18 protein-coding genes are annotated in these 25,894 nt (G+C 47.2%); 8 read left to right on the forward strand and 10 right to left on the reverse strand.

Going from position 1 to position 25,894, the window contains the following annotated elements:
- Positions 1-35: 35 nt before the first annotated feature.
- Positions 36-437 carry a photosystem II protein Psb27 gene (gene psb27, locus H6H02_RS07510; RefSeq protein ID WP_190816185.1) on the forward strand — a complete coding sequence of 134 codons (402 nt, stop codon included), beginning with the start codon at positions 36-38 and terminating at the stop codon, positions 435-437.
- Positions 438-482: 45 nt separating this feature from the next.
- On the opposite strand, the gene H6H02_RS07515 is transcribed toward psb27, so the two are convergent.
- A complete protein-coding gene (locus H6H02_RS07515; protein ID WP_190816187.1) occupies positions 483-716 on the reverse strand; it encodes a hypothetical protein in 234 nt (77 codons plus the stop codon).
- A gap of 205 nt (positions 717-921) precedes the next feature.
- On the opposite strand from H6H02_RS07515, the gene H6H02_RS07520 reads away from it, so the two are divergent.
- A complete protein-coding gene (locus H6H02_RS07520) occupies positions 922-2,454 on the forward strand; it encodes a family 10 glycosylhydrolase (RefSeq protein ID WP_190816189.1) in 1,533 nt (510 codons plus the stop codon).
- Between the two features lie 9 nt (positions 2,455-2,463).
- Here H6H02_RS07520 and H6H02_RS07525 read toward each other — a convergent pair whose 3' ends face one another.
- Positions 2,464-3,879 carry an NB-ARC domain-containing protein gene (locus tag H6H02_RS07525; RefSeq protein ID WP_190816190.1) on the reverse strand — a complete coding sequence of 472 codons (1,416 nt, stop codon included), beginning with the start codon at positions 3,877-3,879 and terminating at the stop codon, positions 2,464-2,466.
- Positions 3,880-4,677: 798 nt separating this feature from the next.
- Between H6H02_RS07525 and H6H02_RS07530 the strand changes: the two genes are divergently transcribed.
- Both H6H02_RS07530 and H6H02_RS07535 read left to right on the forward strand, forming a co-directional pair.
- Positions 4,678-8,130: a lipoxygenase family protein gene (locus H6H02_RS07530; protein ID WP_242040606.1), complete on the forward strand. Its 3,453-nt coding sequence runs from the start codon at positions 4,678-4,680 to the stop codon at positions 8,128-8,130.
- A gap of 164 nt (positions 8,131-8,294) precedes the next feature.
- Complete coding sequence (locus H6H02_RS07535; protein ID WP_190816192.1) at positions 8,295-9,275, forward strand: aldo/keto reductase; 981 nt, start codon at positions 8,295-8,297, stop codon at positions 9,273-9,275.
- A gap of 243 nt (positions 9,276-9,518) precedes the next feature.
- Here H6H02_RS07535 and leuS read toward each other — a convergent pair whose 3' ends face one another.
- On the reverse strand, positions 9,519-12,086 hold the full coding sequence (gene leuS / locus H6H02_RS07540) for a leucine--tRNA ligase (protein ID WP_190816390.1): 2,568 nt from the start codon (positions 12,084-12,086) through the stop codon (positions 9,519-9,521).
- A 428-nt stretch (positions 12,087-12,514) separates the two neighbouring features.
- Here leuS and H6H02_RS07545 point away from each other — a divergent pair, with 428 nt between their 5' ends.
- Complete coding sequence (locus H6H02_RS07545) at positions 12,515-12,928, forward strand: gamma-glutamylcyclotransferase (protein WP_190816194.1); 414 nt, start codon at positions 12,515-12,517, stop codon at positions 12,926-12,928.
- Positions 12,929-12,984: 56 nt separating this feature from the next.
- Here H6H02_RS07545 and H6H02_RS07550 read toward each other — a convergent pair whose 3' ends face one another.
- From H6H02_RS07550 to H6H02_RS07560, 4 genes are all read right to left on the reverse strand, one after another.
- On the reverse strand, positions 12,985-13,548 hold the full coding sequence (locus H6H02_RS07550; RefSeq protein WP_190816196.1) for a Fis family transcriptional regulator: 564 nt from the start codon (positions 13,546-13,548) through the stop codon (positions 12,985-12,987).
- 187 nt (positions 13,549-13,735) lie between these two features.
- Positions 13,736-13,867 carry a hypothetical protein gene (locus H6H02_RS27560; protein WP_277922528.1) on the reverse strand — a complete coding sequence of 44 codons (132 nt, stop codon included), beginning with the start codon at positions 13,865-13,867 and terminating at the stop codon, positions 13,736-13,738.
- Between the two features lie 65 nt (positions 13,868-13,932).
- Positions 13,933-14,592, reverse strand: a complete 660-nt coding sequence (locus H6H02_RS07555; protein ID WP_190414997.1) for a sigma-70 family RNA polymerase sigma factor — start codon at positions 14,590-14,592, stop codon at positions 13,933-13,935.
- Between the two features lie 276 nt (positions 14,593-14,868).
- Positions 14,869-18,447: an NB-ARC domain-containing protein gene (locus tag H6H02_RS07560; RefSeq protein ID WP_190816198.1), complete on the reverse strand. Its 3,579-nt coding sequence runs from the start codon at positions 18,445-18,447 to the stop codon at positions 14,869-14,871.
- Positions 18,448-18,772: 325 nt separating this feature from the next.
- On the opposite strand from H6H02_RS07560, the gene H6H02_RS07565 reads away from it, so the two are divergent.
- The 3 genes from H6H02_RS07565 to H6H02_RS07575 all read left to right on the forward strand — a co-directional run bounded on the left by H6H02_RS07565 (position 18,773) and on the right by H6H02_RS07575 (position 21,837).
- Complete coding sequence (locus tag H6H02_RS07565; RefSeq protein ID WP_190816201.1) at positions 18,773-19,666, forward strand: peptidoglycan-binding protein; 894 nt, start codon at positions 18,773-18,775, stop codon at positions 19,664-19,666.
- A 216-nt stretch (positions 19,667-19,882) separates the two neighbouring features.
- On the forward strand, positions 19,883-20,842 hold the full coding sequence (locus H6H02_RS07570) for a peptidoglycan-binding domain-containing protein (RefSeq protein WP_190816203.1): 960 nt from the start codon (positions 19,883-19,885) through the stop codon (positions 20,840-20,842).
- A 101-nt stretch (positions 20,843-20,943) separates the two neighbouring features.
- Positions 20,944-21,837, forward strand: coding sequence for a hypothetical protein (locus tag H6H02_RS07575; protein WP_190689717.1), 894 nt, complete (start codon positions 20,944-20,946; stop codon positions 21,835-21,837).
- Between the two features lie 31 nt (positions 21,838-21,868).
- On the opposite strand, the gene purU is transcribed toward H6H02_RS07575, so the two are convergent.
- The 3 genes from purU to H6H02_RS07590 all read right to left on the reverse strand — a co-directional run bounded on the left by purU (position 21,869) and on the right by H6H02_RS07590 (position 25,653).
- On the reverse strand, positions 21,869-22,723 hold the full coding sequence (purU, locus tag H6H02_RS07580; protein ID WP_190816205.1) for a formyltetrahydrofolate deformylase: 855 nt from the start codon (positions 22,721-22,723) through the stop codon (positions 21,869-21,871).
- A gap of 66 nt (positions 22,724-22,789) precedes the next feature.
- Entirely contained in the window at positions 22,790-23,857 is a 1,068-nt protein-coding gene (locus tag H6H02_RS07585; protein WP_347342580.1) for a DUF4340 domain-containing protein, read from the reverse strand.
- Positions 23,842-25,653, reverse strand: coding sequence for a Gldg family protein (locus H6H02_RS07590; protein ID WP_190816209.1), 1,812 nt, complete (start codon positions 25,651-25,653; stop codon positions 23,842-23,844). Before H6H02_RS07590 ends, H6H02_RS07585 begins: the two co-directional genes overlap by 16 nt.
- Positions 25,654-25,894 lie beyond the last annotated feature (241 nt).

Here is a 25,894-nt window from a genome sequence, read left to right on the forward strand (position 1 = left end):
TTGCATTTCCATCTCGTTTGGTAAAAAAAATACTTATGAAACGTTATTGGTCACGTCTCCTAGCCCTGGTTTTGGTAGTTACGATGGGATTGATGGGCTGTTCCTCCAGCAGCTCGCTAGGACTGAGTGGAGATTACCGCCAAGATACCTTGGCTTTGTTGCAAGGCTTGAGAACAGCAATTGAATTGCCAGAGGGTACACCAGATAAAACCGCAGCTCAGACACAAGCGCGTCAGATCATTAATGACTTTGCCTCTCGCTATCGGCGGGATAGCTCTGTCGCGAAGCTGAGTTCTTACACGACGATGCGAACTGCATTAAATTCCTTAGCAGGGCATTACAGCTCTTATCCGAATCGTCCGCTGCCGGAAAAACTGAAGACTCGCTTAGAGCAAGAGTTCCAGCAGGTGGAAGCCGCTCTGAGACGAGAGGCTTGAAGCATTAGCTGGCGAGTTTTTAGCTGTTAGCTGTTCATTGACTAGCTAATCGCTAATTTCTTGAATGGGGATAGCCTCTGCTTCTAGACCCGGTTGGGGATGATGGTAGATGGAATTAATTTCCCGTGACCAGTTGAGCGATCGCATCCGCTGCAACACGCAGCACAGACGGCGGATGCGATCGCCGCAGACAAAGCAATGACAGATTACACCATTTTTTTTAAATTTCAGAAGATAAAATCTTGAAATCCAGTTTGGGCTTTGGTTTGATAATCCCAAATGGCAAAAAACATGGCAGTTGGTATCGTCGGTCTTCTGGGTGCCTCTTTCAACTAAAAAGCAGAGATTTGCCCGGAAAAGCGGGTAAATCTGTGTATAGAGTCAATTGACAATTGCTGATATGATGCTCAACCAGCGAAATCGGTTCGGATGACACCTTATGTCCCATCCTTTCGTCTGATGGGTAGACATATCTAACAGTTCTATGAGATTGGTGCTTAGGAGGAAGTTCGTGGGTCAGGCATCGTTAAGATTGCCGCAAACTTGGCAGCGTGTCTATCGCGGTTTAGTTGCAGCAGTTCTGACCAGTAGTAGTCTTATCAACCCTTACTTGGGTTCGCAATCCGCTCTAGCTCAAACAAGGGCATATTGCCAGCTTTCAGCAGATGCGATCGCCCAAAAAGAGAGTTTACGTGCTTCAGCCGTAAAAGGAAACGCGGATTCCCAAAGTCGCTACAAAACACTCTTGAAAAAACACGCAGAGAGTTTGCAGCAGTGTCGTCAGCAAACTTGGCCCCGCGTACAGGCAATCTGGCTGCGCCTGTATCCCTGTGACATCCGTCCTGGGGCACTGGATCAATTAATGGATCGCTTGGTTAACCGGGGCTATAACCAGGTCTATGTCGAAGTTTTTTCTGACGGTCAGGTGCTACTGCCTAAGGCAGAAAACTCCACACCCTGGCCATCTGTCGTCAGAACTCAAGGCGCTGAGAAAGTGGACTTGCTCGCACAAGCGATTAACAAAGGGCGCGAACGAGGGATGCAAGTCTATGCCTGGATGTTCGCCATGAACTTCGGCTACTCCTACTCCCAGCGACCCGATCGACAGCAGGCGCTAGCCCGCGACGGTATGGGAAAAACCAGTTTGTCAGTCACAGAGGACGGTTCTCAAGCCTTCATCGATCCTTACAACGCCCAAGCAAAACGAGACTATTACCAGCTGGTTCAAGAGGTGGTTCGTCGCCGTCCCGATGGAGTGCTGTTTGACTACATTCGGTATCCCCGTCAGTCAGGAAGCGCTTCCGTGGTAACGAAAGTCCAAGACTTATGGATTTACGGAGATGGTTCTCGACAGGCTTTGTATGACCGTGGTCTCAACAATAAGGGGCGAGAGCTAATCCAGCGATATATTACCAAGGGATTCATTAGCGCTGGCGATGTTGCAGGGGTGGATAAACTTTACCCAGATGAGGGATCACCCCTCTGGCAGGGACGCAACCCTGCTGCCGACGAAATGAAAGCAACCGCCTCACAGCGTCAAGCCCGTCTGCAATGGGAGTTGTGGCAACTGAGTGTTGCCCATGCGGCTCAAGGCGTTGTGGACTTTGTGGCGTTAGCCAGCCTCCCCGCCCAGCGACAAGGAATCCGCACGGGGGCGGTGTTTTTCCCGGAGGGGAATCAAACCATTGGTCAAGGGGGATATGATTCGAGAGTGCAACCGTGGGATCGGTTTCCCAGTTATATGGAGTGGCATCCGATGTCCTATGCAACCTGCGGCAACACCAGCTGCATTGTCCCGCAAGTTGAGCGAGTTTTGAGTCTTGCGCCACCCGGCACTCAGGTTTCACCCGTACTAGCAGGGGCTTGGGGCAAATCGTTCAATTCTCGTCCGTCCTTAGAACAGCAGATGCAAGCGATCCGCGCTGGGGCACCGCAAGTCAATTCAATCAGCCATTTTGCCTTTTCCTGGCAAGAACCGGAAGTAGACCGCGATCGCAAGTTCTGTGGTGCTGGCTAGCGATCGCTTTTAGCTGCTCGCTGCCAATCTGGGATACTCGTCACTAGACACGATTCGCAGCGGCACTTGGGTGATTTTTTCTTCCATTAATTGGTCGCTTACAAATTCCATAACCACAGGCTGCAAAAAGAAAAATGCAGCCTTTTTTTCGATTAGCGATCGCTCTTCTAAAGATTCCAAGGCTTCTAGCAATTTTTGCGGTGATAGCACAGCCTGGATCTCCTCTCGCAGTTGTGAAAATGAAAGGATTTGGTTACTCAGGGCGAGGCAATTAATAATTATCTTTTCTGTCTCCGACAACCGCTTAAATTGTTGCTCTAAAAGATTGCGAATCTCACCAAACACGGTAATTTTTTGGTTTAAAAAATCAGAAATATTCCCATGAAATAACTTTTGAATCGTCGTCGAGACGATTTTCAATGTCAATGGATTGCCTGCATAGTATTCAATTAACTGGCTCCAGTCGCTTGGCGAACCCCATAAAGAACCTTTAGCCCGCAATATTTCCTGTACTGGTTCTACCTGCAAGCCTTTTAGTTTCAAGACTCGAACAGGTAAAGTTTCTCCTTCGAGTAGTCCGATTCCTTTTGGCTTCTCCCGACTCGTTAGCACCAAGCAACTTTGATGGGGTGTTTCTCCTAGCCGTTTCAAAAGTTCACCATAATCCTCATAGCCTTGACGATAGTGTCCAGTGCTAAAGTGCAAGGAAGGCTTGGACAAATCGCCCCCGTGCAGAATCGCCTCCGCATTATCGAATACCAACAGACAGCGAGAAAGCTTTAAATAACGAATCAATAGCGAAATTCTTCCGTCTACCGTTGCGGGTAAATCAGTTTCTCGCTCGTTGGATAGGAATCGGATCAGCTCTGCTAGCAGCTCTTTGAGCGGCGGAGCATTGCGTAGACTTCGCCAGATGACAAACTCGAATCGCTCTTGAATTTGAAGCGCTAACTTCACCGATAAACAGGTTTTGCCAATCCCGCCCATTCCCAACAGTGTCACCAATCGGCAGCGTTCCGACAAAATCCAGTGGGTTAATATTGCTAGTTCTTCTGTACGCCCGGAGAAAAAACCATACTCAGGTGCTTCGCCCCAATCTTGCCGTCCTTCTTTCGTCGTGGCGCTTCCTAGCTCTGCAATCGGCTCAATTTTAGAAGCGGGTAAATCGTAATCACTTTGTTCTAATAAGAGGTTAAAAGCTCTGAAGCAACGACTCAGGGTGCGCTTATCAACCCCAGCTTCACAAGCAAATACCTTCATCAGGGTATCTGGATCTAAGCCAGTGCGATCGCTTAACGCTTCCAGAGTGTACCGATTGTGAGATTTTTCACAACTTTCCGCTTCAGATTTTGCAGCCTCGAGTTTCTTTAATCCTTGAGGCGTGAGAATCACACCACGCCTGCGTTTTTGTTGTTGTAAATTCATCAGAGAAATATCTGAGTTTAACAAACATACCAACCCGTGGGGCAGGCAAAACCCGGTGTATGTGGTCTGTGGGCAATAGGTTCCACCCCACTAAATAGACTGCTACAAACTTCGGATACAGATTTCCTGAACCTCAAGGAACTTAATCACCCCGATTATGGCAAAGCTATCGGCTGGTTGATCCGAAGATTAAGAAAATTTTCCGATTTTAAGCAACTTCGTAAAGTTAGCATCTTAATTTTTTTCCAGATGAAAAGCTTACGATATCTGGCTTTAGAGAATTCATTGCCAGAAATATTTAAGTTCTTTGTTTAGATCCTAAACTTCGGTGGCTGATATTTGATGGACGCTGCAAACTGGACTTATGCAAACCTCAATGAATTTTGCTTGTTCAAGCACAAACACTTCGTTAGAGAAAATTTTCAGGAATTGATTTGCTGGGTATTGTGGTTTTCTTCCGAAGCAAGCTCTCAAGTTCGTTTGTGTACCAGTATCCGCGATGAATCATGGGTAGGATACTTTTTTTCACAAACAATTATGTTGACATTAGGCAAATCTAAGAATCATGAGTCAGAAAAGAACCGGATAAATCTACTCTTTAAAATCCCACAGTAAAACCAGCAGTCAAAAAGACTTAAATTCCCCTATTAGGAGCGCTGGAAGGAATCAGTGTGTAAGACCTGCAAAATTCACAAAATTACAGCTAAGTACAAGTCGTGTACCCATCTCAAAAAGGCTTAATTTAGCACCTTTATTGTCATCAACAGTCCATCGCATTCATTTATGGAGACATCCGCAATGACCTCACTACTCAACTTAAATTCAACAGACGATCTGGAGTTCGGCAAACACGTCTCGCGAACGAACGTCCAAAAGATACCCATTTCGGTAAACCAGTTTTGGTCCGGATTCGATGACTATCTCTCGTTGCAGAAAGTTCTCGGCGCACACGAAAATACTGAACTGGAAACCGGGGATGGAAAACCGGAGAATGGAGTAGGAGCCATCATCCGATTCGATTTCATGGGTGGAATCACTCGCGAGCGGCTGGTTGTTAAGGACGATCAAAACCACGTGTGGAAGATCGACATCCCAGAGCCGAATGTGCTGTTCACGTTCTACGAAGCTACTGCGCGGGTATACGACACGGAGACTGGCCCAGAAGTAGCGCTGACGATGGAAGTCGTGATGCGGAGCGAGAACCGAGAAGATCGGGCAAAAGCACTCCAGATTCTGGAAAACTTCCTGCCAACGCGCATTCCTGAAGTCACCAACTTCATCCTCCAAAGAGACGGAATCAAGTGTTCGTTCGAGTTTGATGTCTACTGTCCCGTAGATAAGTTGTGGGCTGTCGTTGGCAATTGGCAGGATGTCTCATGGGTGCAATACGCCACTGGGGTGAAAATAGGGCCTGACAATAAGCGGCAGATCCTCTTCCCGAACGGTGGAGTTGTCGAGGAGAGCCTCGTGTCTGTCTCGGACAAAGACCGAACTTTAGCCTATGAAATGACCAAGAGTGCTTCGATGCCAATCAATCTCTACAGGGCTACAGTGAAGCTCTCTGAGGTGAATGCCGAAGTCACCAAAGTGAACTATGACAACATCTTCATCCCTGAAGAGGGGCAAGATGCCCAGCAACTCAAAGCCAATATCGAAAAGATGTTCAACCAGCGATTTGAGTGGGTCAAATCGCAATTTGACACTCGCAAAGACACCCAGAAAAAAACTAGCAGCGCAAATGTCACAGGTATCGTTCGCGCCCCAATTGACAAAGTGTGGGCGGTCTTCAGACCCTTTGGTGAGGAGACGATGAAATGGTGGCCCATCTATGAATCGATGAAATTGGATGCCCCAGGCAAAGACGAAGTTGGGGCAATCCGCTCCTTCAAGACTCTCTCAGGGCGCGAATATAAAGAGCGTCTGGAGATGCGCGACGACCAGAAGCACATCTTGAAATACTCCTTTGTCGAAGTCAAACCCAGTCTCCCCATAACGAGTGCCATCACGACTGTTGAGATGTCAGCCCAGAGTCCGACCGAGACGGTGATTCATTGGTTTTCTGAAAGTGAAATCAGCAGCCCCGTTTTTGCCGGACAAATCACTAGCGGTCAGGAGAAGACTTACACCGAAGCGATCAAATCCCTGGATAAGCACTTTAATCCCAGTATTGGCAAGCTAGAAATTGAACTGATTAGCGGCAAAGATTTGCTCAAAACTGGCTTGTTTAATCCCGATCCTTTTGTCGTCATCGATCTTGACGAGGCGAAGCCACAAGAATCGAAGGCTTGTTTGCAGACTTGCAACCCCTTCTGGAACGAAAAGTTCACCTTGGACTTGGTGAGCATTGAGGGTAAGCTGCGTTTCAGCGTTTGGGACGCCAACCTCGGCAAAGATGAGTTTATGGGCACTGCCGAAGTTGATTTGCACGAGTTGAAATCTGGTCAAGTAACACGTAAAACGCTACCGCTAAAGCGTACCCAGCGTGGAGAGATTGTCGTTTCCTTGCAGTTGTTGCTGGATTCCGGGGAAAAACTCCCCAACACCAAAGAGATGGAGCATCAACAAGCGATCGCTTTCCTCACTGGTGTTTTGGACGATGTTAAAAAGCAAATTTTGCAAGTCGTGCAGCAGCAGGCAGCTGGCAAAGACCAAAAGTATGAATATCAAAGGTATCCTCGCCGGTCGGATACGCCTGACGTAGCTTTGGAAGAACTTCCCCGGATGGTGAAAGGTCTACCTCCTATGGAGGCACTACCACCCCAGAAACTGGGATTAATTTCGCAGCGGATCGCTGAGTACGCTTACTCAGAAGTAGGATTTGTCAACAGGCTACAGAAGATCCAGCAGGAGGGCGGCGATCCCTGGACAGCCTTCTACGATGGTTGGGTCAAGTCTCCATATAACCTTCCGAAAACGTGGAAGGACGATCTGGAATTCTGCCGCCAGCTGATCCAAGGGGTTAATCCGATGTGCATTACCCTCTGCACAGACGAAAGTGTTGTCCCCAAAGACATGGCACACCTGACTGCACAAGGGAAAACCATTCCGGAGCTAATCGCCCAAAAACGGTTATTCATCCTGGATTACCAATATCTGGAGGATATCCCCCAGCTCGGTGGTAAAGTTTTCTATGCTCCATACGTGTTGGTATACCGGGAACTCTTGGAGGATGGCAAGTCCCGACTGAATCTTCTTGGCATCCAACTAACGCGCCACACAGACCGCAAAAACGAGGTCTACACTCCTAACTCACCCTGTCCCAACAAGTATTTGCTCGCGAAGATTCATGTAGCCTGTGCTGACAACCAGTACCACCAGTTTATTTCTCACTTAGGCTACGCGCACTTAGCGGCAGAATCTTATGCCATCAGCCATCACAACGCTTTTCCTAAAGATCACCCGATTGGTCAAATGCTGAAGCCGCACTTCCAAGACACCATCGGTATCAACTATCTTGCTCGTCAGACTCTAGTCTCTTACGTAGCTCCCTTTACCAATAATACTTTCGCGACTGGCACGGGGGGCGGCTTGCACCTCTTCCTGAAAGCATGGAAGCAGTGGGACTTTTTTAGGATGAGCTTCCCGCAAGAACTCTTATCGCGGGGATTTGACGAGCAAGGTTCGGACGGCGTTGAAGACTTCTACTATCGTGAGGATGGCTTCAAAATTTGGAATGCAATTCGGGAATACGTCAGCAATATCGTGGCGGCTGTGTATAAGGATGATGCCGCAGTAGCAGCAGACAAAGTTATCCAAGCTTGGGCGCAGGAAACTGCCGATCCGGAGCGTGGAGACGTTCCTGGTTTTCCATCTGCCATTGAAACGCGGGAGCTGTTGGTCGAAACCCTGACCAGTATTATTTTCCTAGTCAGCGCCCAGCATTCAGCCGTTAACTTCCCCCAAGAGCAATACCTAGCGTATATCCCTAACCGACCCAATGCCCTCTATAAGGGAGTCCCTGAAACTGAAGGCGATATCACAATGGAATACGTGATGAGTTCCTTACAGAGCTTTGTCAGCTCTCATTTTGAAATCGCTTTCGCCTACTTCCTCACCACCCCGTCTTTGCATCCAATGTTCGAGTTGCCGTTAGAAAGCGATCGCTTCTCTGATATCCACGCGATTTTTATGGCGAAGCTGAATCTAATAGCGGTGGAGATTGAGCAGCGGAACAAACGGTTGGAACAGGAAGGCAAGACTCCTTATCCCTACCTGTCACCGAAGCAAATTGCTTCCAGCATTGATATTTGATGGTTTTAGTACAGCTTAAGCTGGAGAAGGCATCAATAGACTGATTTTCCATGATTCCTAGGGAGGCGATCGCTTCCCTAGGAGTTGATAATACAAAACAGGTTAAGAGCCTTCACCGCCTGATTTTGACTGCATTGAGTTGACAAGCGAACAAGGAACAAACAATGAAGAATCGGAAACTTGGAAGCCAAGGACTGATTGTTTCGGAACTGGGACTAGGATGTATGGGGATGTCCGAGTTCTACGGTACAGCTGATGAAACCGAGTCAATTGCTACCCTTCACCGCGCTCTTGATCTGGGTGTTACGTTTCTCGATACCGCTGACGTATACGGAATTGATGGCGCGAACGAACTTCTAATCGGCAAGACGATCGCAGACCAACGCGATCGCGTCGTTCTAGCCACTAAGTTCGGCATCGAGCGCACAAAGGAAGCCATGATCGGCATTAATGGCAGCCCTGAGTACGTCCATCAAGCGTGTGATGCATCTCTGCAACGGCTGGGATTTGATTATATTGACCTCTACTACCTCCACCGAGTTGACCTGAGGGTTCCGATTGAGGAAACAGTTGGGGCAATGGCAGAGCTGGTAAAACAAGGTAAAGTCCGCTTCATTGGTCTCTCTGAAGTCTCTGCTGAGACATTGCGACGTGCCCATGCCATCCATCCCATTACTGCTTTGCAGACAGAATACTCGCTCTGGAGCCGCGATCCAGAAGACGAAATTCTACCCGCAGTTCGCGAATTAGGGATTGGCTTTGTGCCATATAGTCCTCTAGGGCGCGGCTTTCTTTCCGGTACGCTGACCAGTCCAGACCAGCTTGCTCCCGACGATTTCCGCCGGACTTCGCCAAGGTTCCAAGGAGAAAACTTTTACAAGAATCTTGACCTAGTTGAACGGGTAAAAGAAATTGCTGTCGAAAAAGGCGTTACTCCCGGTCAATTAGCCCTCGCGTGGTTGCTCTCCCAAGGAGACGACATTGTGCCGATTCCTGGAACAAAGCGCCGTCAATATCTTGAAGAAAATGTCGCGGCAGTAGAGATTACATTAACGCCAGAAGAACTTGACCGCATCGATGAGGTAGCACCCAAGAACATTGCATCTGGCACTCGTTACCCGGATATGGGTACGGTGAATCGCTAAAGAAACCTCAAGCCTAAGTGCAAAAAGATTGAGCTAGAGAACATCCGCGTTCCGGTGATTACACCGGGCGCGGGTGTAACCACAACCAGCGCGATTGTTAAGACCCCCACGAGGCGATCACTTCAAGCGTTGACTTAATCGTTGATGCCACTCTTAAGGATGGTCACAGGAGCGATTATTGAGTGCGATCGCTCTCTGCTTCTGAACCAAGATGACAAGAGTGCGATCGCGTAGCCTCCTTTTTCAACCCACCACAAAATTCACCAACTTTCCAGGCACTACAATCACCTTTTTAATTTCCTTGCCTTCGATGAACCGCTGAGCAACTTCTGACTCGCGGGCATACTGTTCTAAAGCTTCCCGATTCGCATCAGCGGGCACTTGAATCGCCCCACGGGTTTTGCCCATGACTTGAATCACCAGCGTGATTTCATCGACAACCAAGGCAGCCGGATCGACAGTAGGCCAAGTTTGGGTGTGTACCGAATCGCTGTGACCGATTGTGTGCCACAGTTCTTCAGCAATGTGAGGGGCAAAAGGAGCCATCAGGTGAATCAGAGTTTCTATCCCTTCGGCATACACTGGCGAGTCTTTGCATTTGGCGTCAGCTAAAGCATTGCTCAACTTCATTAACTCGGAAATTGCTGTATTGAATTGATACTCGCCCTCTAAATCTTCTGTAACCGCTTGAATCGCCCCGTGAATTGCCCGTCGCAAGTCTTTTTCGCCCTTATTCATTTCTCCCCCTTTCTCAGGGGGGCTAGAGGGATGAGCAACAAATTCTGCCGCCAGTCGCCAGACGCGGTTAAGGAAGCGAAATTGTCCTTCAACGTCGGCATCATCCCATTCCAAATCTTTTTCTGGGGGTGCCTTGAACAAGATAAACATCCGCGCCGTATCTGCCCCGTACTTAGCAAGGACTTCCTCTGGATCGATGCCGTTGTACTTCGACTTGGACATCTTTTCATAAAAGACTTGCAACGGTTCCCCCGTTTCTGGGTCTTTTGGATCGGCTGGGTCTACCTGTGCCGCTGGAATGTATTTTTCAGTGGCAGGATTTTTGTAGGTAGTGCCCTGCACCATGCCCTGAGTTAGTAGGCGTTGGAAGGGTTCGTCGAAGTTCAAAAGACCGCAGTCTCTCAAAACCTTGGTAAAGAACCGCGAGTACAACAAGTGCAAAATCGCGTGTTCAATCCCGCCCACATACTGGTCTACCGGCATCCAGTCATTGGTTTTTGCGGGGTCGAAAACTTGCTGTTCGTTTTTGGCATCGGGATAGCGCAAGAAATACCACGACGAATCAATAAATGTATCCATCGTGTCCGTTTCCCGCTTGGCTGGGGTGCCGCAAGAGGGACAAGGAACATTAACAAAAGCTTCCATCTGCGCCAGCGGAGACGCCCCGCGACCCGTGAATTCTACCTCTTCCGGCAATCGAACCGGCAAGTCTTCATCCGGCACCGGCACCGTACCGCATCTGGGACAGTGAATTGCCGGAATAGGTGCCCCCCAATAGCGTTGCCGCGAAATTAACCAATCCCGCAGGCGATACTGCACCCGCGCTTTCCCCCAACCCTCTTTTTCTGCGTATTGAACAATCGCTGTTTTCGCTTCCGTTGAATCCATCCCATTAAATTGGTCTGAATTCACCACAATTCCTGGTTCGGTATAAGCCTGCTGTAGAGACCCAAAATTTCCCGTCTCTACATCATCCCCTGGCGGCACAATTACAACCTGAATGGGGAGATTCTGCTCCTTAGCAAACCGGAAGTCCCGCGTGTCGTGGGCTGGAACACCCATCACCGCGCCAGTGCCGTACTCGTACAATACATAATCGGCAATCCAGATGGGAATTTCTTCTCCCGTAAAAGGATTCATCGCCTTCCCGCCAGTCGGAATACCGCGCTTTGGCTTATCCTCTGCGGTGCGTTCCAATTCGCTTTGTTGGGCGACTTCTTGGATAAATCCTTCTACCGCCTCTTTTCGGTCTGGAGTTGTCACTTTGGCAGTCAAAGGATGTTCTGGCGCTAGCACCACGTAAGTCACGCCATAGACGGTATCGGGACGAGTGGTGAAAACCCCAATTTTTTCATCCAACCCGACAATCGGAAATTCTAGGTAAGCGCCAGTGGATTTACCAATCCAGTTCGCCTGCATCAACTTGACTCGTTCGGGCCATCCGCTCAATTTGTCCAAATCGTTGAGCAATTGCTCGGCGTAGTCGGTAATTTTTAGGAACCACTGCCGCAACATTTTCCGTTCGACTTTGGCACCGGAACGCCAAGATTTGCCGTCGATGACTTGTTCATTTGCCAGCACCGTCTGGTCGATGGGGTCCCAATTGACGGCGGCTTCTTTCTGGTAAGCCAGTCCGGCTTTTAAAAACTGCAAGAAGCTCCACTGCGTCCACTTGTAATAGTCGGGCGAACAGGTGGCAACTTCGCGGTTCCAGTCGATTGAAAGCCCTAACTGCTGCAATTGATGCCGCATCTGAGCAATATTTTGATAAGTCCATTTTCCGGGAGCAATGCCCCGGTCAATAGCGGCATTTTCGGCTGGCAAACCAAAGGCATCCCAACCCATCGGATGGAGTACGCGATACCCTTGCATCCGCTTGAGTCGGGCAATCACATCCGTGATGGTGTAGTTGCGGACGTGTCCCATGTGCAGGCTGCCCGATGGATAGGGGAACATGGACAGAGCATAGAACTTGGGCTTAGTGCTATCTGTGGGGGTTTTATCTAAGCTTTGTTCTGCCCAAGTCTGTTGCCACTTTTCCTCGATTGCTGCTGGGTTGTAACGGGACTCCACGGAAAAAACTCCTGCTGGATTAGTAATCGTGTCTGCCTCAATATTCTGACACAATTGTTCACCATAGTCTGGACAGTAGGCTACACTATCGATTTAAATTTTTCTGTTTTTTGCTGACGCAGAAGACATCCACATCCTACGTAGATAGGGGCTGAACTGCACTAAGGATAATCAGTGTTTATCACAATCCTTTTTGATTGAACGGATATTCTTTGAAAAAACTGTGTTTGGGGAGCCTGCGCTTTGCGCTTAGAACGCACTAGCGATCGCGTTGCCATGCTCCAAGGACGATAGCCTATATGTATTAGCGATATAGAACGTGGAGAAAGAGTAAGAATAGGAGTTAATAAATCATTTGAAATTACGATGTTAAGTAAGAGTAATATCTTTTTAGCAGCAATGTTTTACATATCTATAGCAAGTAGATTTTGAGTAATTTACAAGTCTTTGTTTACGGCACTTTGAAACCGGGAGAGTGCAATTACGAGCGATACTGTGCTGGAAAGGTGGTGGAAGAAGAAAGAGCGATCGCATTCGGTGAACTTTTTTCCCTCCCAGCAGGGTATCCCGCGATGATCCCTGGCAGTGCAGAAATTCACGGATTCTTACTCACGTTTCCCGATTCAACTGTGTTACAGACACTTGATAATCTGGAAGGTTATGATCCTCATCGCCCAGAGGCACAAAATGAATATAACCGGCACCAAATTGAGACGTATAACCTATCTGGGCAGCCGCTAGCAATGGCTTGGACTTACTTGATGACCCCCGCTCAAGTTCGACACCAAAAAGGGGTTCTGCTGACCTCTGGATGGTGGAGCCGCTTAAAAAATAATGAGTGATGAGTTTATTCTAAAACTCATCACTCATTACCCAATATTTTTTAAGTCAGAGCAGATTAATTCTGATATTCGTTGGCGTCAGATCCATCTACTGATGGCTTCACAAATTTTTCTGGAGCCGCGACTGCTGCTTTGGGAATCTCCACTGCGGGGTGATTCAGGGCAACCATCAAAGGCTCTGCTGCCGTCTCTGAGATGGGAGCTTTTGCTAGTTGAGGACTCAGGGAGTGATTACCCGGAAGAATTCCTGACAAAGCGCCGACAAACAAAGCTGCGATCGCAGCACCGCCCCATGCAGCAACCCGTTGGGAGCGGCGGCGGTTGATGCGTCCGAAAACTTGATTGACAGCCTGTTGTGCTGATTGCTCGGACTCTGGAACGGGAAGCGTTTGTAAGCCCTGGCGTAATTTCACCAGTCTGGTATACAAACACTGCATTTTGGGGTCACTTTTAAGCCATTCCTGAACTTGTTTGCGCTCGTCAGCGGTTACTTCACTATCTAAGTAGGCACTGAGCAATTCAAAGCGATCGCGCTGCAAAATATCCATCTCCTTAGAGACTTGTGCGTTTGCAGGGCACCGCTGTCCAGAATCCTTACGATTGTTAAAATCAGAGGTCATTTTCACATCACCAGCAAGTCACACAATAGGAAAGCAGAGCAGTCACTGATCTTTGCCACATTCAGTATATACTTAGAAACTTGTATTTCATTAAAATCTTAACCGTTTTGTCAAGAAGTAAAACACAAGTGATGGAGAGCTGACTTAATCCGTGATAACCAGGGGTAGAGTTACATTTACGCTTAGTCTAGTTTTTAGCAAGCGATCGCAGCAAGTAGAAATCTACCCTTTTTTCACGACCTAACTGAAATCGTTTCGTGGAAGCCACACCTTGCAGCACTTCAGCGAACAAGGAAGGCGACTTTACTGCTTTGAGCATAATCGGCAATCCCAGAGGTACGAATCTACCGAATAGCTGAAACCAGATTCTCTCCCTAAGTTAGATTAATTTCCGTCTAGGTAGTTTTGCAGCTGAGATTGCAGTCGCTGACGCGCTCTAGCAATTCTAGATTTTACCGTTCCCAGGGAGACACCTGTGATTTCGGCAATTTCTTCATAAGCCATGCCTTCGATTTCTCTTAGGACGATGGTAGTGCGAAACACCTCTGGCAGATCGGCGATCGCTTCATGCAGCTGCTCATAAAATTCCCGCGTCGTCATGTCTTCGTCGGGACTTGGATTGTCAGATGCAATTTCCCAATCCATTTCGCCGTCATCCATCATGCGAGGCGCATCCAACGACAGCGGATGAGACACCCGTTTGCGTTTACGCAGCTCATCGTAAAACAGGTTCGTGGCAATCCGGCTCAACCACCCCCGGAACTTGACTGGCTCCTGCAACCGCTTAATATTGCGGTAAACCCGAATCCAGACTTCTTGAGCTAAATCTGCCCGATCCTGCCAATCCGGAGCCAGATGGTACAAAATCTTATCGACATGAGACTGATACCGGCGCAAAAGTTCGGCAAAGGCAGCGCGGTCAGGACGCAGCCCCGCCTGACAATGCAGAATTAGATCGTAGTTTGACAGTTTTTCAGGTTGCACCGGCGCTTGAGAAACCGTTGCTTCAGCTGTTGACCAGGATACAGGAATCGATTGAGTCATGGATGGATATAGGGTTTAAAACATCCTAACCCTCCAAGACGCTGCCACTTTGACAAGGTTCCCGCTTGTGGCGGAATGCTAAATGGCGTTCTACACCAATCTAGCGAATCGAAGGATACAACGTCGGGAGTTATTCATATAAATACGAACTTGTAACACTCCATCCGGGAAATAAGAGTAAACAGGCAGAGGAGCAGGGGCAATTTAAGAGAAAGTCTTTTCTGGTCGGAGTTAGAGGCGAATATAATTACACCAGGATTGCAGAGGAGGAGGAAATCATTCCAACGCTACTGCCCCCAACGCTTTCAGCGTCGCTTTCTGCGCGTCTGTTAAACCTGTAACGCCAGTAATATTCATGCCTTCGTAGGGTCTTTCACTTCTCAAGGTGTTCAGGCACTCGCCTGTCGCTACATCCCAAAGCTTAATCATTTCATCTTGTCCACCGCTCGCGAGTATTTGTCCATCTGGACTGAAGACAACTGACCAAACGCGATCGCTATGTCCGTAGAAAGTTTTCAGGCACTGACCCGTACTAACATCCCACAGCTTAAGAGTAGAGTCATCACTGGCGCTCGCCAGCATTTTACCATCCGGGCTGAAAGCAACTGACCAGACCCCATTGGTATGTCCCTGTAAAGTTTTCAGGCACTCACCTGTACTCACATCCCACAATTTCACGGTATAGTCATCACTGCCACTAGCTAGAATTTGACCATCCGGGCTAAAGGCAACTGACCAAACTCCATTAGTATGACCCTGCAAAGTTTGGTGACACTGCCCTGTATGGATATCCCACAACCTTACGGTATAGTCACCACTCCCACTCGCCAAGATCCCTCCTAACCCGCATTGGTAAGGGGGAAGCGGACTCAAGGCAACTGACCAAACCCAGTTGGTATGCCCCTGAAATATTTTCAGACACTTCCCGCTACTAACATCCCACAACCTGACAGTGCGATCTCCACTACCACTAGCTAAAGTATTACCTTGAGAATCGAAAGCAACTGACCAAACCCAGTTGGTGTGCCCCTGAAATATTTTCAGACACTTCCCGCTACTGACATCCCATAACTTGATTGTTTCGCTGCCAACAGCTAAAGTTCGATCGTCTGGGCTATAGGCAACTGACATGACAAAACTAGAGTTGCCTTGCAAAGTTTTAATACAGCGACCTGCCATATCCCACAATCTCACAATACAGTCACCACCCCCACTAGCCAAGGTCTTACCTTGAGAATCAAAGGCGAGTGACCGTAATCGATTCATGTATCCTCGCAAGGTTCTTAAGCATTGCCCGGTACTGACATCCCATAGTTTTACAGTACAGTCACCACCCCCACTAGCCAAGGTGCTACCTTGAGGACTGGAAGCAACTGACCAAACCTGACTCGCGTGACCTTGCAAAGTTCTGATGCAGCGACACGTGGAGACATCCCACAACTTCACTGTTTGATCGTGACTGCCAGTGATAAGTGTTTGACCATCCGGACTGAAAGCAATTGATTCTACCAAATGAGTATGTCCCTGCAAGGTCTTGAGAAGCTGACCCGTACTGAGATCCCACAACTTTATAGTGCAGTCATAACTGCCACTAGCAAGGGTATTACCATCGGGACTGAAAACAATTGACTCTACCAAATGAGTATGTCCCTGCAAAGTCTTGAGAAGCTGACCCGTACTGAGATCCCACAACTTTATAGTGCAGTCATTACTGCCACTGGCTATGCTGTGACCATCCGGACTGAAAGCAACTGACATTACTTGACCAGTGTGTCCCTGCAAAGTTCTCAAGGTTTGACCTGTCTGGACACCCCATAACTTCACCGTCTGGTCATCACTGACACCTGCTAAGGTTCGACCATCAGGGCTGAAAGCAATTGAGTATACCCAACTGGTACGCCCCTGAAAAACTTTCAGGCATTGACCTGTGTTGATGTCCCATAGTTTTATTGTTCGGTCATCACTGCTACTAGCTATGGTCTTACCTTGAGGACTAAAAGCGATTGATAGTACCCACCGAGTGTGACCTTTTAAGGTCATTACTGGTGTCATGTCTGAAACTTGCCACAAGCGAATCTCCCCTGCATCACCTGCTGTAGCTAAAAGTTTTCCATCTGGACTAAAAGCAACTGACAAAATGCTGCCGAAGGTTTCAGTAAAAACTGATTTAGCTAGATCGGCATTCTGGAAATTAACATGATGTAAATTTACATTCCTCAGATAAGCTTGCCAAACAGTTAGATAGGAAAGATCATAACCATTTAAATCTGTCTGTAGTTGACAAAGCAGATTGAGAAGATTTCCCCCTACATACCCTGGCTCTATAGACAAATTATCTCTCAATATGAATAAAGTTTTAGATAAACAATCTATAATCTTGTTTTCGTACCGAAAGATAGCCGTCAACCTATCTAGCAGTGGTTGAACTATAAAGTGTAACTGAGCTTCTCTAATGTAGTCTTTTGTTTGAGCCTTAATGAGAGCATAGCTGTTGAAGAATTTTATTTGTTTGTTTTTAATTTCTTCGCAGACCTCCTCAATTAAACGGTTAAGCATATATTCCATAACCGCAGGCTGTTGCGTAAAAGTTGCTGATTTTTTCTCTATCAGCGATCGCCGTTGTAGAGATTCCAGCGCTTCCAATAGTTCACGTTGCGATACTGGTGGTACGATGTCTTCTCGCAGTTCTAGCAGCGAAACCCACTCTCGATTGATTGCCAGCCAGTACATAATCTGCTTTTCTAAAGCACACAAGCGATTAAACTGCTGGTCTAAAATATCCCAAATATCACCAAAAACTGCTGTGCTTTGTTCTAAAAATTGAGAAATATTACCATCGAATAACTCTTGAATAGTCGTAGCAACTATCTTCAAGGCTAAAGGATTGCCTTGATAACGAGCCATTAGGAGTTTTATATCTTCTTCTGAAACTAAAAAACCTTTAGCATGAAAAATTTTATGTCCTTCTACCTCTGTTAAACCGGCTAGTTGCATCGCTCTAACTGGCAATGTTTTGCCTTCCTTGGATGCTATTCCTTTGGGTTTCTCCCGACTAGTTAGCACCAAGCAGCTTTGATGGTTGGTTTCTGCCACACATCTTAATAGCTGTCCATAACCCTCGTATTCTTCTCGGTAATGTCCAGCGCGATCGCCCTCACGCAAAATCGACTCAACATTATCCAATACCAGCAGACAGCGCGATGAGCGTAAATACTCAATCAGCCGCGATACTTTACCGTCTACGGTTTCTGGTAAATCAGTTTCTTGTTGGTTGGATAGGAATTTTATGATGTCTGCCAGAGTATCTTGAACGGGTGGGGCATTGCGGAGACTTCGCCAGATCAGATAATCAAACTCATTCTGAATTTGTTCTGCCAGCTTTACAGACAAAGCAGTTTTGCCAATTCCTCCCATACCTAACAATGTGACGAGGCGACAGCGATCGCTCACGATCCACTGTTGTAGCGTGGCGAGTTCTTCTGTGCGTCCATAGAAAAGCGATACGTCAACCGCTTCTCCCCACTCTTGACGTTTATGAGCGATCGCTATTGAAGGAGCAATCGGATTAGACACCACTTCTGGCATCTGCTGCAATGACAAGACGCGGCGCGAATACCCCTTCAAGACTGACTGCAAATTATTTTTTGTTACCTTCTCTCCAAATGCCTCTGAGAGTAACTTCCACAACTTAGAACCAGCATCCCTAACATAACCAGGATCGTAAGTATTTTTTTTTGCAATCTCCTCGTAAGACTGCCCTTCCCAGGATTCCTCAAACACGATTTTTTGAACTTTGTTTAAACGTCCTTGAGCTAGAACGCTCTCGACAATTTCTAGCGCTTCTTCAACAGTCATTTATTAAAACTTGCCTCAGCAGTAAATGTGAGCGATTTTAAATTCCACAAATAGCGGGTAGTAGTTGCATTACCCGATCTAGATTGCCTTCTAACTTCAAAAACTTTCTTAAGGATTACGTGTAAAAGCTTGGAATTCCCTTTATAAAATCAGTTCTAGTTTTTTGTATACGAGATTGTCAGGATTTATTTTGCCATCTTGATGACATTTATCTGACATTGCTCTGACATTTCTCATGACCTTTTCCGACTGTCAAGCCTAGTACAGAAAGCTTAACTTGGGCTTATGCACAAACGAAAACCTTAATCGAGCAAAAGGAAAAGCAATGCAATTTACAGAAATAAAAGATACTTATCAGCAACTTTGGCGCACCGTTAAAATAACTGATTTAAGCGCCACAGATGCAGTTGTTTCCAGGATTATGCCTAACCGGGGTCGGTACGAACAGGCGCAGCGCGAAAGTGGCGTGTGGTGGCCCGTCATTGCTGCTATTCATAGCCTTGAAGCCTCGCTTTCCTTTAAGGGGCATCTCCACAACGGCGATCCTCTCAGCGCCAGAACCAAGAACTTTCCACCTGGAAGACCGATTTTAGGGTCTCCTCCCTTTACCTGGGAAGAGTCGGCTGCTGATGCTTTGGCAATGAAACGCACAGATGAAGTCAATTTCTTAGATACTCCAGAAGAAATCCTCTGGTATTGCGAGAGATACAACGGCTGGGGCTATCAGACAGGTGCAGGGCGCAACTCAACACCGCCGCGACGTTCGCCCTATCTTTGGTCTAAGACTAATCACTGGAATAAAGGCAAGTTCACCGCAGATGGTCGCTTCGATCCGAGTGCAGGTTCTTCGCAGGTAGGAGTCGCCGCCATACTCAAGCGGATAGAACAACTCGGACATATCAGCTTTGGTTCTGCACAACCTGATGGGAAACGACCGATCCTCCGCTTTGGTGACAAAGGGTTTTGGGTGGGTGTTGCTCAACATACAGTTAATGGCTGTGGCTTTGGACCCATCGGTGTGAATAACGATTTTGACTCAGCAACAGAGCGCATCATCATGAAGTTTCAAAGAAGCGTGGGACTGAATGACGATGGTGATGTGGGACCCCTGACTTGGGCGGCGCTTGATGCACACAAGAAGCTACCAGGTTGGACTCCATTGAGCGGTTCTTCACAGCCAGCATCGACAACTCCTGTTGCAGCAGCACCCATTCTTTGAATCGTCCTAAGAACTTAGTCCAAAGATCGCTTAGCCATTTTCGGCCATAAAACTCGCCAGAAATAGCGAAGTGATTTTTGGATACTCCTTCCGCCTTAAGTACAAACTTTGCGATCGACTAAGGCGTTAATCCCAGAGCGTTGATTAGGGATTTAACGCTTGCTGACTGTCTTTTTTTAGCACTCATATCATCTATTCTTTTGGAGGTTTAGAGCCATGCTTTTGCAAACTTTCTACCATGCCCGACTAAATAACCAGAGTGTGGACTATGGCATTGAAGCGATCGCTTCTGACGAAGAATTAGCCACACATATTCAAGAGGTTTTAATTTGGCTTAAGTTTCTCGATCCACCTGCTGATGGCAAGTTTGGTCCGATTTCTTCTAACGCTCTGGTTGAGTTTCAGGATGTAATGAAGTCATCTGAGCCAGCAGTGTCTGAGGAAAGAGGCTTTCTTGGAGTGGTGACAGCCAGGTTATTGATTGAAACTTCTCCCGATGAGGTGCCTAAGCCTGAAGTGGATCTAACTAAAAATAACCTGGAAGCCCGCATCATCGCCTATATGCTGAAAATGAACTACCGCGTTTCTGTGGGGCCCCAAAGGTACAACATTGTGTATGTCGAGGGAATGAATGCGGACGGTAGCCTGAATGATGATGCTCCCAATCATTTCAACGACCGCCGCCTGGTGATTGAGATTCCGAATGAAGTGCCAATTCTTAGGCAAAACTGGGAAGGAACCACAGAACCCGGTACTGCTTACACTCTGAATCCAATGAAAGGACGAGCCAAAGAATTCGGAGCCGCTCGGATTGCTTTTGGGCAGTATAAAGCCTGGAAAGTCGGTACTCATTGGGGTAGTGGTGCTGAGCCACATGAAGCCTTGGAGCAGGTGTCACCCGTCTCCGTTTACCGGGACAAAAACAAAGACTTTATTCGTAAAGGCGACTTTCTGGACACAGGGATGTTTGACATCAATCAGCACTATGGGTTTGACTATCCGCGCAATGACATCGGCTACGCTGGTGCTGGTTGTCTTGTAGGACGCACCCGGCAAGGTCACAGGGATTTTATGGCACTGATTAAGCAGGATAAGCGTTACCAGCTCAACAAAGAATACAGATTCGTGACAACAATCATTCCCGGAGATGACTTAGTGAAGCAGTTCCCAGGATAGTTAAGTAGCGCGATCGCTGCCCACCTTAGCAAATTTCGTTAAAAGCTTGCATGGCGATCGCATACCTTCTTTAAAAATTTTGTATCTTATAAGGTTAAAAAATGACGTTAGCAGACAATTCCGAAAATCCTAAGGTAGAGACAAACTCATCTGTCCAAACTAGCATAGTAAATCCTCCTCCGAATAGGAGCGGATTCCGCGAATTTTTCTGGAATACATTTAAGGGGAAGCAGAATCAACAACCAACTCTTTTAGGACATTTTTTAATTACAAGCGGTTTGCTAACCCTAATTGGACTTGGTTACTTTTCGCTGGAGTGGGAAGCAGATAAAACAGCAAATAATTGGCTAAGTCCTCAAAAAGAACTTACCCCAGTTGATAATGGTTTAAAACCCAGCGCCTCTGACAGAGCCAGACTAACCGAACAACTTAATGAAATTCAGTCACGAATTAATCGATATTCGGCGATGATGGTCTTTTTCTACAAGCACTACTACATCTCAATTTCCCTGACCTCAGCTTCTGCTCTAGTGGCTGGAATTTGTTTGTTTTTTATTAGTAAGGTAGGGTGGGAGAAAGCAAATAATGGTTTAATTAATGTTTTTATTGTTACTTCTAGTGCTGTAATTTATTTCGGAGATTTACCGGGAATTTTTAAGCATGATGAAAGTAGCGCAGCAAGTCGGGATTTATATCTGGAACATATTTCTTTAAGAAACGAGGTACGCAGCTACTTAGCTACTGGTGGAACTATTGGTGGCGATCCGGAAAAACCCGATGCGTTTAGTCCCACGGAAACGAGTCGCTTTATTCATTATGTAGACAAGAAAATGGCTGAATTAAATAAAATTCCCATTGGCTTTGATGCTACGCGCATTACTGGTATTGAACGTAATTTAGAGAGATTAACTATTCCGGAAAAGGTTACATCTTCGCCTAAAGTCGTGCCAACTAAAAAGCCTATAGCTTCGCCTAAGCCTTTGCCAACTCAATAGTAAAATCCTTGCACCCTTTAAGTGCGATCGCTTACTCAAAGACTACTGTGCGATTTCCGTATACCAACACGCGATTTCGCAAGTGCGATCGCACTGCTCTCGCTAATACCACTCGCTCTAAATCTTTGCCTTTGCGAATCAAATCGTCAACCTCATCTCGATGGCTGACTCGCACCACATCCTGCTCAATAATTGGCCCTGCATCCAAGTCGGCAGTAACATAGTGAGCCGTCGCACCGATGATTTTGACACCACGTTCGTAGGCTTTGTGGTAGGGATTCGCTCCTACAAAGGCAGGTAAAAATGAATGATGAATATTGATAATTTGCGGAAATTGACTGATAAAATCAATGCTAACGATTTGCATATATTTCGCTAGCACAACTAAATCAATGTTGTATTGCCGCAGTAGTTCTAATTGTTTGGCTTCCTGCTGTGATTTAGTTTCTTTGGTAATCGGAATGTGATGATAGTCGATGCCAAATTGAGCGGCTACATCTTTTAAATCGGGATGGTTGCTGATAATTAATGGAATTTCGGCAGAGAATTCTTTTGCTCTGTGACGCCAAATGAGGTCAAAGAGACAATGATCTTGTTTGCTTACCCAGATGGCAATACGGGGTACAGTGTCGGAAAAGTGTAGCTGCCAGTTGGCTTGTAGAGGTTGCGCGATCGCGTTAAACGCTGGAGCAATATACTCTCGCGGCAAATTAAAATCTTCTAATTGCCATTCAATTCGAGTAAGAAATAAACCAGCAGCAAAATCAGTGTGCTGATCGGCATGAATAATATTACCGCCGTTAGCGTAGATGAAATTGGCTATTTTTGCCACCAGTCCCCGTTGATCGGGACAGGAAACTAGCAGCGTTGCGGTGGGGCTGTTCATGGTGAGGAAGAGGGGTTGTAATTATCTAACTTTTTAGGTTTTTCTGTTTTTGAAGTCGCGTTTTCACTATTTTTTTGGAGAGGGAGATGGGCTGGGCTGAGGTGACTTAGCTGGTGTTACATTTTTGATTGCTGGGGAAGGAGAAGGACTGGGCTGAGGTGGCTTAGATGGTGTTACATTTTTGGTTGCTGGGGAAGGAGAGGGACTGGACTGAGGTGACTTAGCTGGTGTTGCTTTTTTGATTTCTGGGGAAGGAGAAGGACTGGGCTGAGGTGACTTAGATGGTGTTGGTGTTGCTTTTTGAGAAGTTCCGTTTTTAGTATTTTTTGGAGACGGAGAAGGATTAGGATTATCTGGCTTAGATGGTGTTGCTTTGTCTGATGGTTTGCCGGGAGTATCTTTCTTACTTTCTGGAGAAGAAGAGGGACTGGGCTGAGGTGACTGAGACGGTATTGCTTTGTCAGAGGTTTTATCCGGACTATCTTTTTGAACTGTTTCCTTGGCTTTCCATTCTGACAAAGGGCGTTTTACACCATACTCAAAGTCTATCGGGACTAAAAGCACCTCTAGCTGCTGAGGGGTCTGGGCGGGGGGGTCAACTTGAGCATACAAGAAACTACTATTAAAGTTAGGCTTCCCCAAAATTATCTGATGAGTTTGCTGATTATTTAGCCTTACTTCTACCGTAGCTTGGGGTTTGTCGAGTCCATATTCTTGCAACTGGTTAGGGAAGATGGAGAGGGTGCGATCGCTCTTGCCATCCACCAGTAAATTTAGCAAGTATGAAACAGATGGATCGCTGGCGGGGGCGTTGCTGGGCGCTTTCATCTGCCATTGAGAAATACTCGTCTTGTCCACCGCTTCCTGTGTGACTCGCTCAAATTTCAAGGTTTGTTCCTGACTTTTAACTGTCAAAGCCTGTATCTGGTCTTTTTCAAAAGAAAAGATTTCCTTTTGTTTTGCCTGTGCTGCTTCTCGCTGGGGGGCACCTTTAATTTCATAAAAATAAACGAATCCCCCCAAACTAAGCGCCAACAATATCAGAATCCAAGTTGTTCGTTTTAGCTTCATAATCAACACGCGAGTTGATTTTAGATTAAATCCAAAATCTGAAATTACTAACGTCTGAACCACCAAACCAGTCCCGCTGTAATGAACCCGATTAAGGGCATAATCAACACAGCTATCCAACCTAATAGATTGGCTTGGTCTTGGGACAAGTTGATGCGACGGTCTTTTACTTCTTTGGGACGGATCGATAAAAGTTGCTCATCCTGTTTGCTTAACCAGCTGACGGAGTTCAGGAATACATCGCCATTTAGTTGCTGCTCGAACAAACCATCGCTAGCAAAATCAGAATTACCGAGGACAACTAGACGGGATTCTGCTGGCTTTTGGTCAGCATTTGCCGTCTTGGCTGGTGAATTGGTAGAAGTTGGGGTCGGGGATGCGCTGGGGCTAGCGCTTGTCCCTGGAGTTGAGGAGGGAGAAGCTGATGTGGTCGCCGTCGGGGTTGGGGACGGACTGGGGCTGGGGCTAGCAGTTGCGGATGGGGAGGGAGAAGCTGATGTGGTCGCTGTCGGGGTTGGGGACGCGCTGGGGCTAGCGGTTGCCCCAGGAGTCGCCGTGGGAGTCGGGGTGGGAGTTGGGGATGGTGCAGACGCGCTTTGGGGAGGATAGACGCGGCTTAAGGCGACGCCGAGAATTAAAGGACCTTGGCGATCGCTTGCGGGATCAAACTGTAAGCGATCGCTTTCGGGATTGCTCTCAGCCCAACTCTGGTCGTTTGTCACCAGCAAAGGCGTCGCCTGGATACCGGCGATGGGAGTCACTTCAATCGGTCGTGCAAACGGGTAGAAAGAACGACCATCCTGAAAATCTTTAGTAATCGGATGTTGACCGTAGCGCGTCACCATAATCACCGCCGGACTCAGTCCCGCCTGACCACCGGACAAGTCAATGGCAAGACGATTATCTAGCCTCACGCCCCAATCTTTGAGCAAGTTATCCAGACCGGGATTGGTATTCCTGTCTACCATCACCAGTAGCCTACCGCCACGCTTCAGGTAATCGCTCAAAGCAGTGACTTCAGCGGCAAACAGCGCCCGTTTGGGGCCAGCAATGACGATGAGGTCAGCATCTTGGGGGATTCCTGGGGTTTTCGCCAAATCTAGGGGTTGAGTGGTGTAGCTTTTCTCTCCCAGGCTACTCACCGCCTGAGAGATGCTTCCTTGCGCCGCTTGTAAGGGACGTTCGCCGTGACCTTGGAGGAAGTAAACCTTGCCAACGCGATCGCTCGTAATTTCGGCGATCGCATTCGTCAGCACTGTTTCTGAAAGACTCTCCCCCCGCTGCGGATTCACTGTCTGGATGAGCTTTCGTCGCCCCTCCGATTCTAGATAAACTTCCCCTAGAGATTGAAGGTTAAACCTCTGAGCCAGTCCGGGTCGCAGTTGCGGATCGACAAATTCAAAACTAAATTGAGAGCCATATCGTCGGTAATTTTCCAGCAATTGTTGGTCTTGAGGATTCGGATTTTCTTCAAATACCCACAACTTGACTGGCTGCGATAAATTTTGCACTAATTGCTGCGACTGGGGAGCAAGGGTAAATAGCTGATTTTCTGTTAAATCCACTCGCACGACACGGCGAACACCCAGAAAATTAATTAGCCCCAAAATCACTACTACCGCCAGCGTTGCTGCTAGAGCGTTGGTTCCCGCCTGAGTTGACCGGCGTCCCCAAAAGCCATTTGGCGAACCGCCCAAAGATAGCAGCCATAACCCAATAATTACAATTCCAGCAACGATTAAACCTACGGGCACCGCTCCCCAGCTACTGGATACTAATCCAGCAACTAGACCCATACTTGTCAGAGCTGGGCCAAGTAAAAAGAGATATTTTAAATACTTCCAATTAATGGTTTTCATGTTGACTAATAGAGGGATTGCTAATTGCTACCAATGGATTTTAGGTAAGTGTTTAGCTTGGGGGACAGTTCATTAATGGTAGGTTTGCGGGTGCCGATATGTTCATCCGTAAATAAATCTATCCTCGCAGGCTGAATTCTTATCTAAACGAAGCTTGTCTATTCAGGTGATAGAGATGCAGGTGATAGAGATGCATGAGACTGCGTAAGCGGTTTTTGTACGCGCAAGTCCCACCCTTTCA

It is taken from the genome of Coleofasciculus sp. FACHB-1120 (assembly GCF_014698845.1).
In the GTDB taxonomy this organism is placed as follows: Bacteria; Cyanobacteriota; Cyanobacteriia; order Cyanobacteriales; family FACHB-T130; genus FACHB-T130.

Bases quoted from the DNA above. Each gene is read 5' to 3' on its own strand.
- H6H02_RS07560 (WP_190816198.1), bottom strand. From the start codon at position 18,447: ATGACTGTTGAAGAAGCGCTAGAAATTGTCGAGAGCGTTCTAGCTCAA.
- H6H02_RS07555 (WP_190414997.1), bottom strand. From the start codon at position 14,592: ATGACTCAATCGATTCCTGTATCCTGGTCAACAGCTGAAGCAACGGTT.
- H6H02_RS27560 (WP_277922528.1), bottom strand. From the start codon at position 13,867: ATGCTCAAAGCAGTAAAGTCGCCTTCCTTGTTCGCTGAAGTGCTGCAA.
- H6H02_RS07530 (WP_242040606.1), top strand. From the start codon at position 4,678: ATGACCTCACTACTCAACTTAAATTCAACAGACGATCTGGAGTTCGGC.
- H6H02_RS07525 (WP_190816190.1), bottom strand. From the start codon at position 3,879: ATGAATTTACAACAACAAAAACGCAGGCGTGGTGTGATTCTCACGCCT.
- H6H02_RS07570 (WP_190816203.1), top strand. From the start codon at position 19,883: ATGCTTTTGCAAACTTTCTACCATGCCCGACTAAATAACCAGAGTGTG.
- H6H02_RS07550 (WP_190816196.1), bottom strand. From the start codon at position 13,548: ATGACCTCTGATTTTAACAATCGTAAGGATTCTGGACAGCGGTGCCCT.
- H6H02_RS07575 (WP_190689717.1), top strand. From the start codon at position 20,944: ATGACGTTAGCAGACAATTCCGAAAATCCTAAGGTAGAGACAAACTCA.
- H6H02_RS07535 (WP_190816192.1), top strand. From the start codon at position 8,295: ATGAAGAATCGGAAACTTGGAAGCCAAGGACTGATTGTTTCGGAACTG.
- purU (WP_190816205.1), bottom strand. From the start codon at position 22,723: ATGAACAGCCCCACCGCAACGCTGCTAGTTTCCTGTCCCGATCAACGG.
- H6H02_RS07520 (WP_190816189.1), top strand. From the start codon at position 922: ATGAGATTGGTGCTTAGGAGGAAGTTCGTGGGTCAGGCATCGTTAAGA.
- H6H02_RS07565 (WP_190816201.1), top strand. From the start codon at position 18,773: ATGCAATTTACAGAAATAAAAGATACTTATCAGCAACTTTGGCGCACC.
- H6H02_RS07590 (WP_190816209.1), bottom strand. From the start codon at position 25,653: ATGAAAACCATTAATTGGAAGTATTTAAAATATCTCTTTTTACTTGGC.
- psb27 (WP_190816185.1), top strand. From the start codon at position 36: ATGAAACGTTATTGGTCACGTCTCCTAGCCCTGGTTTTGGTAGTTACG.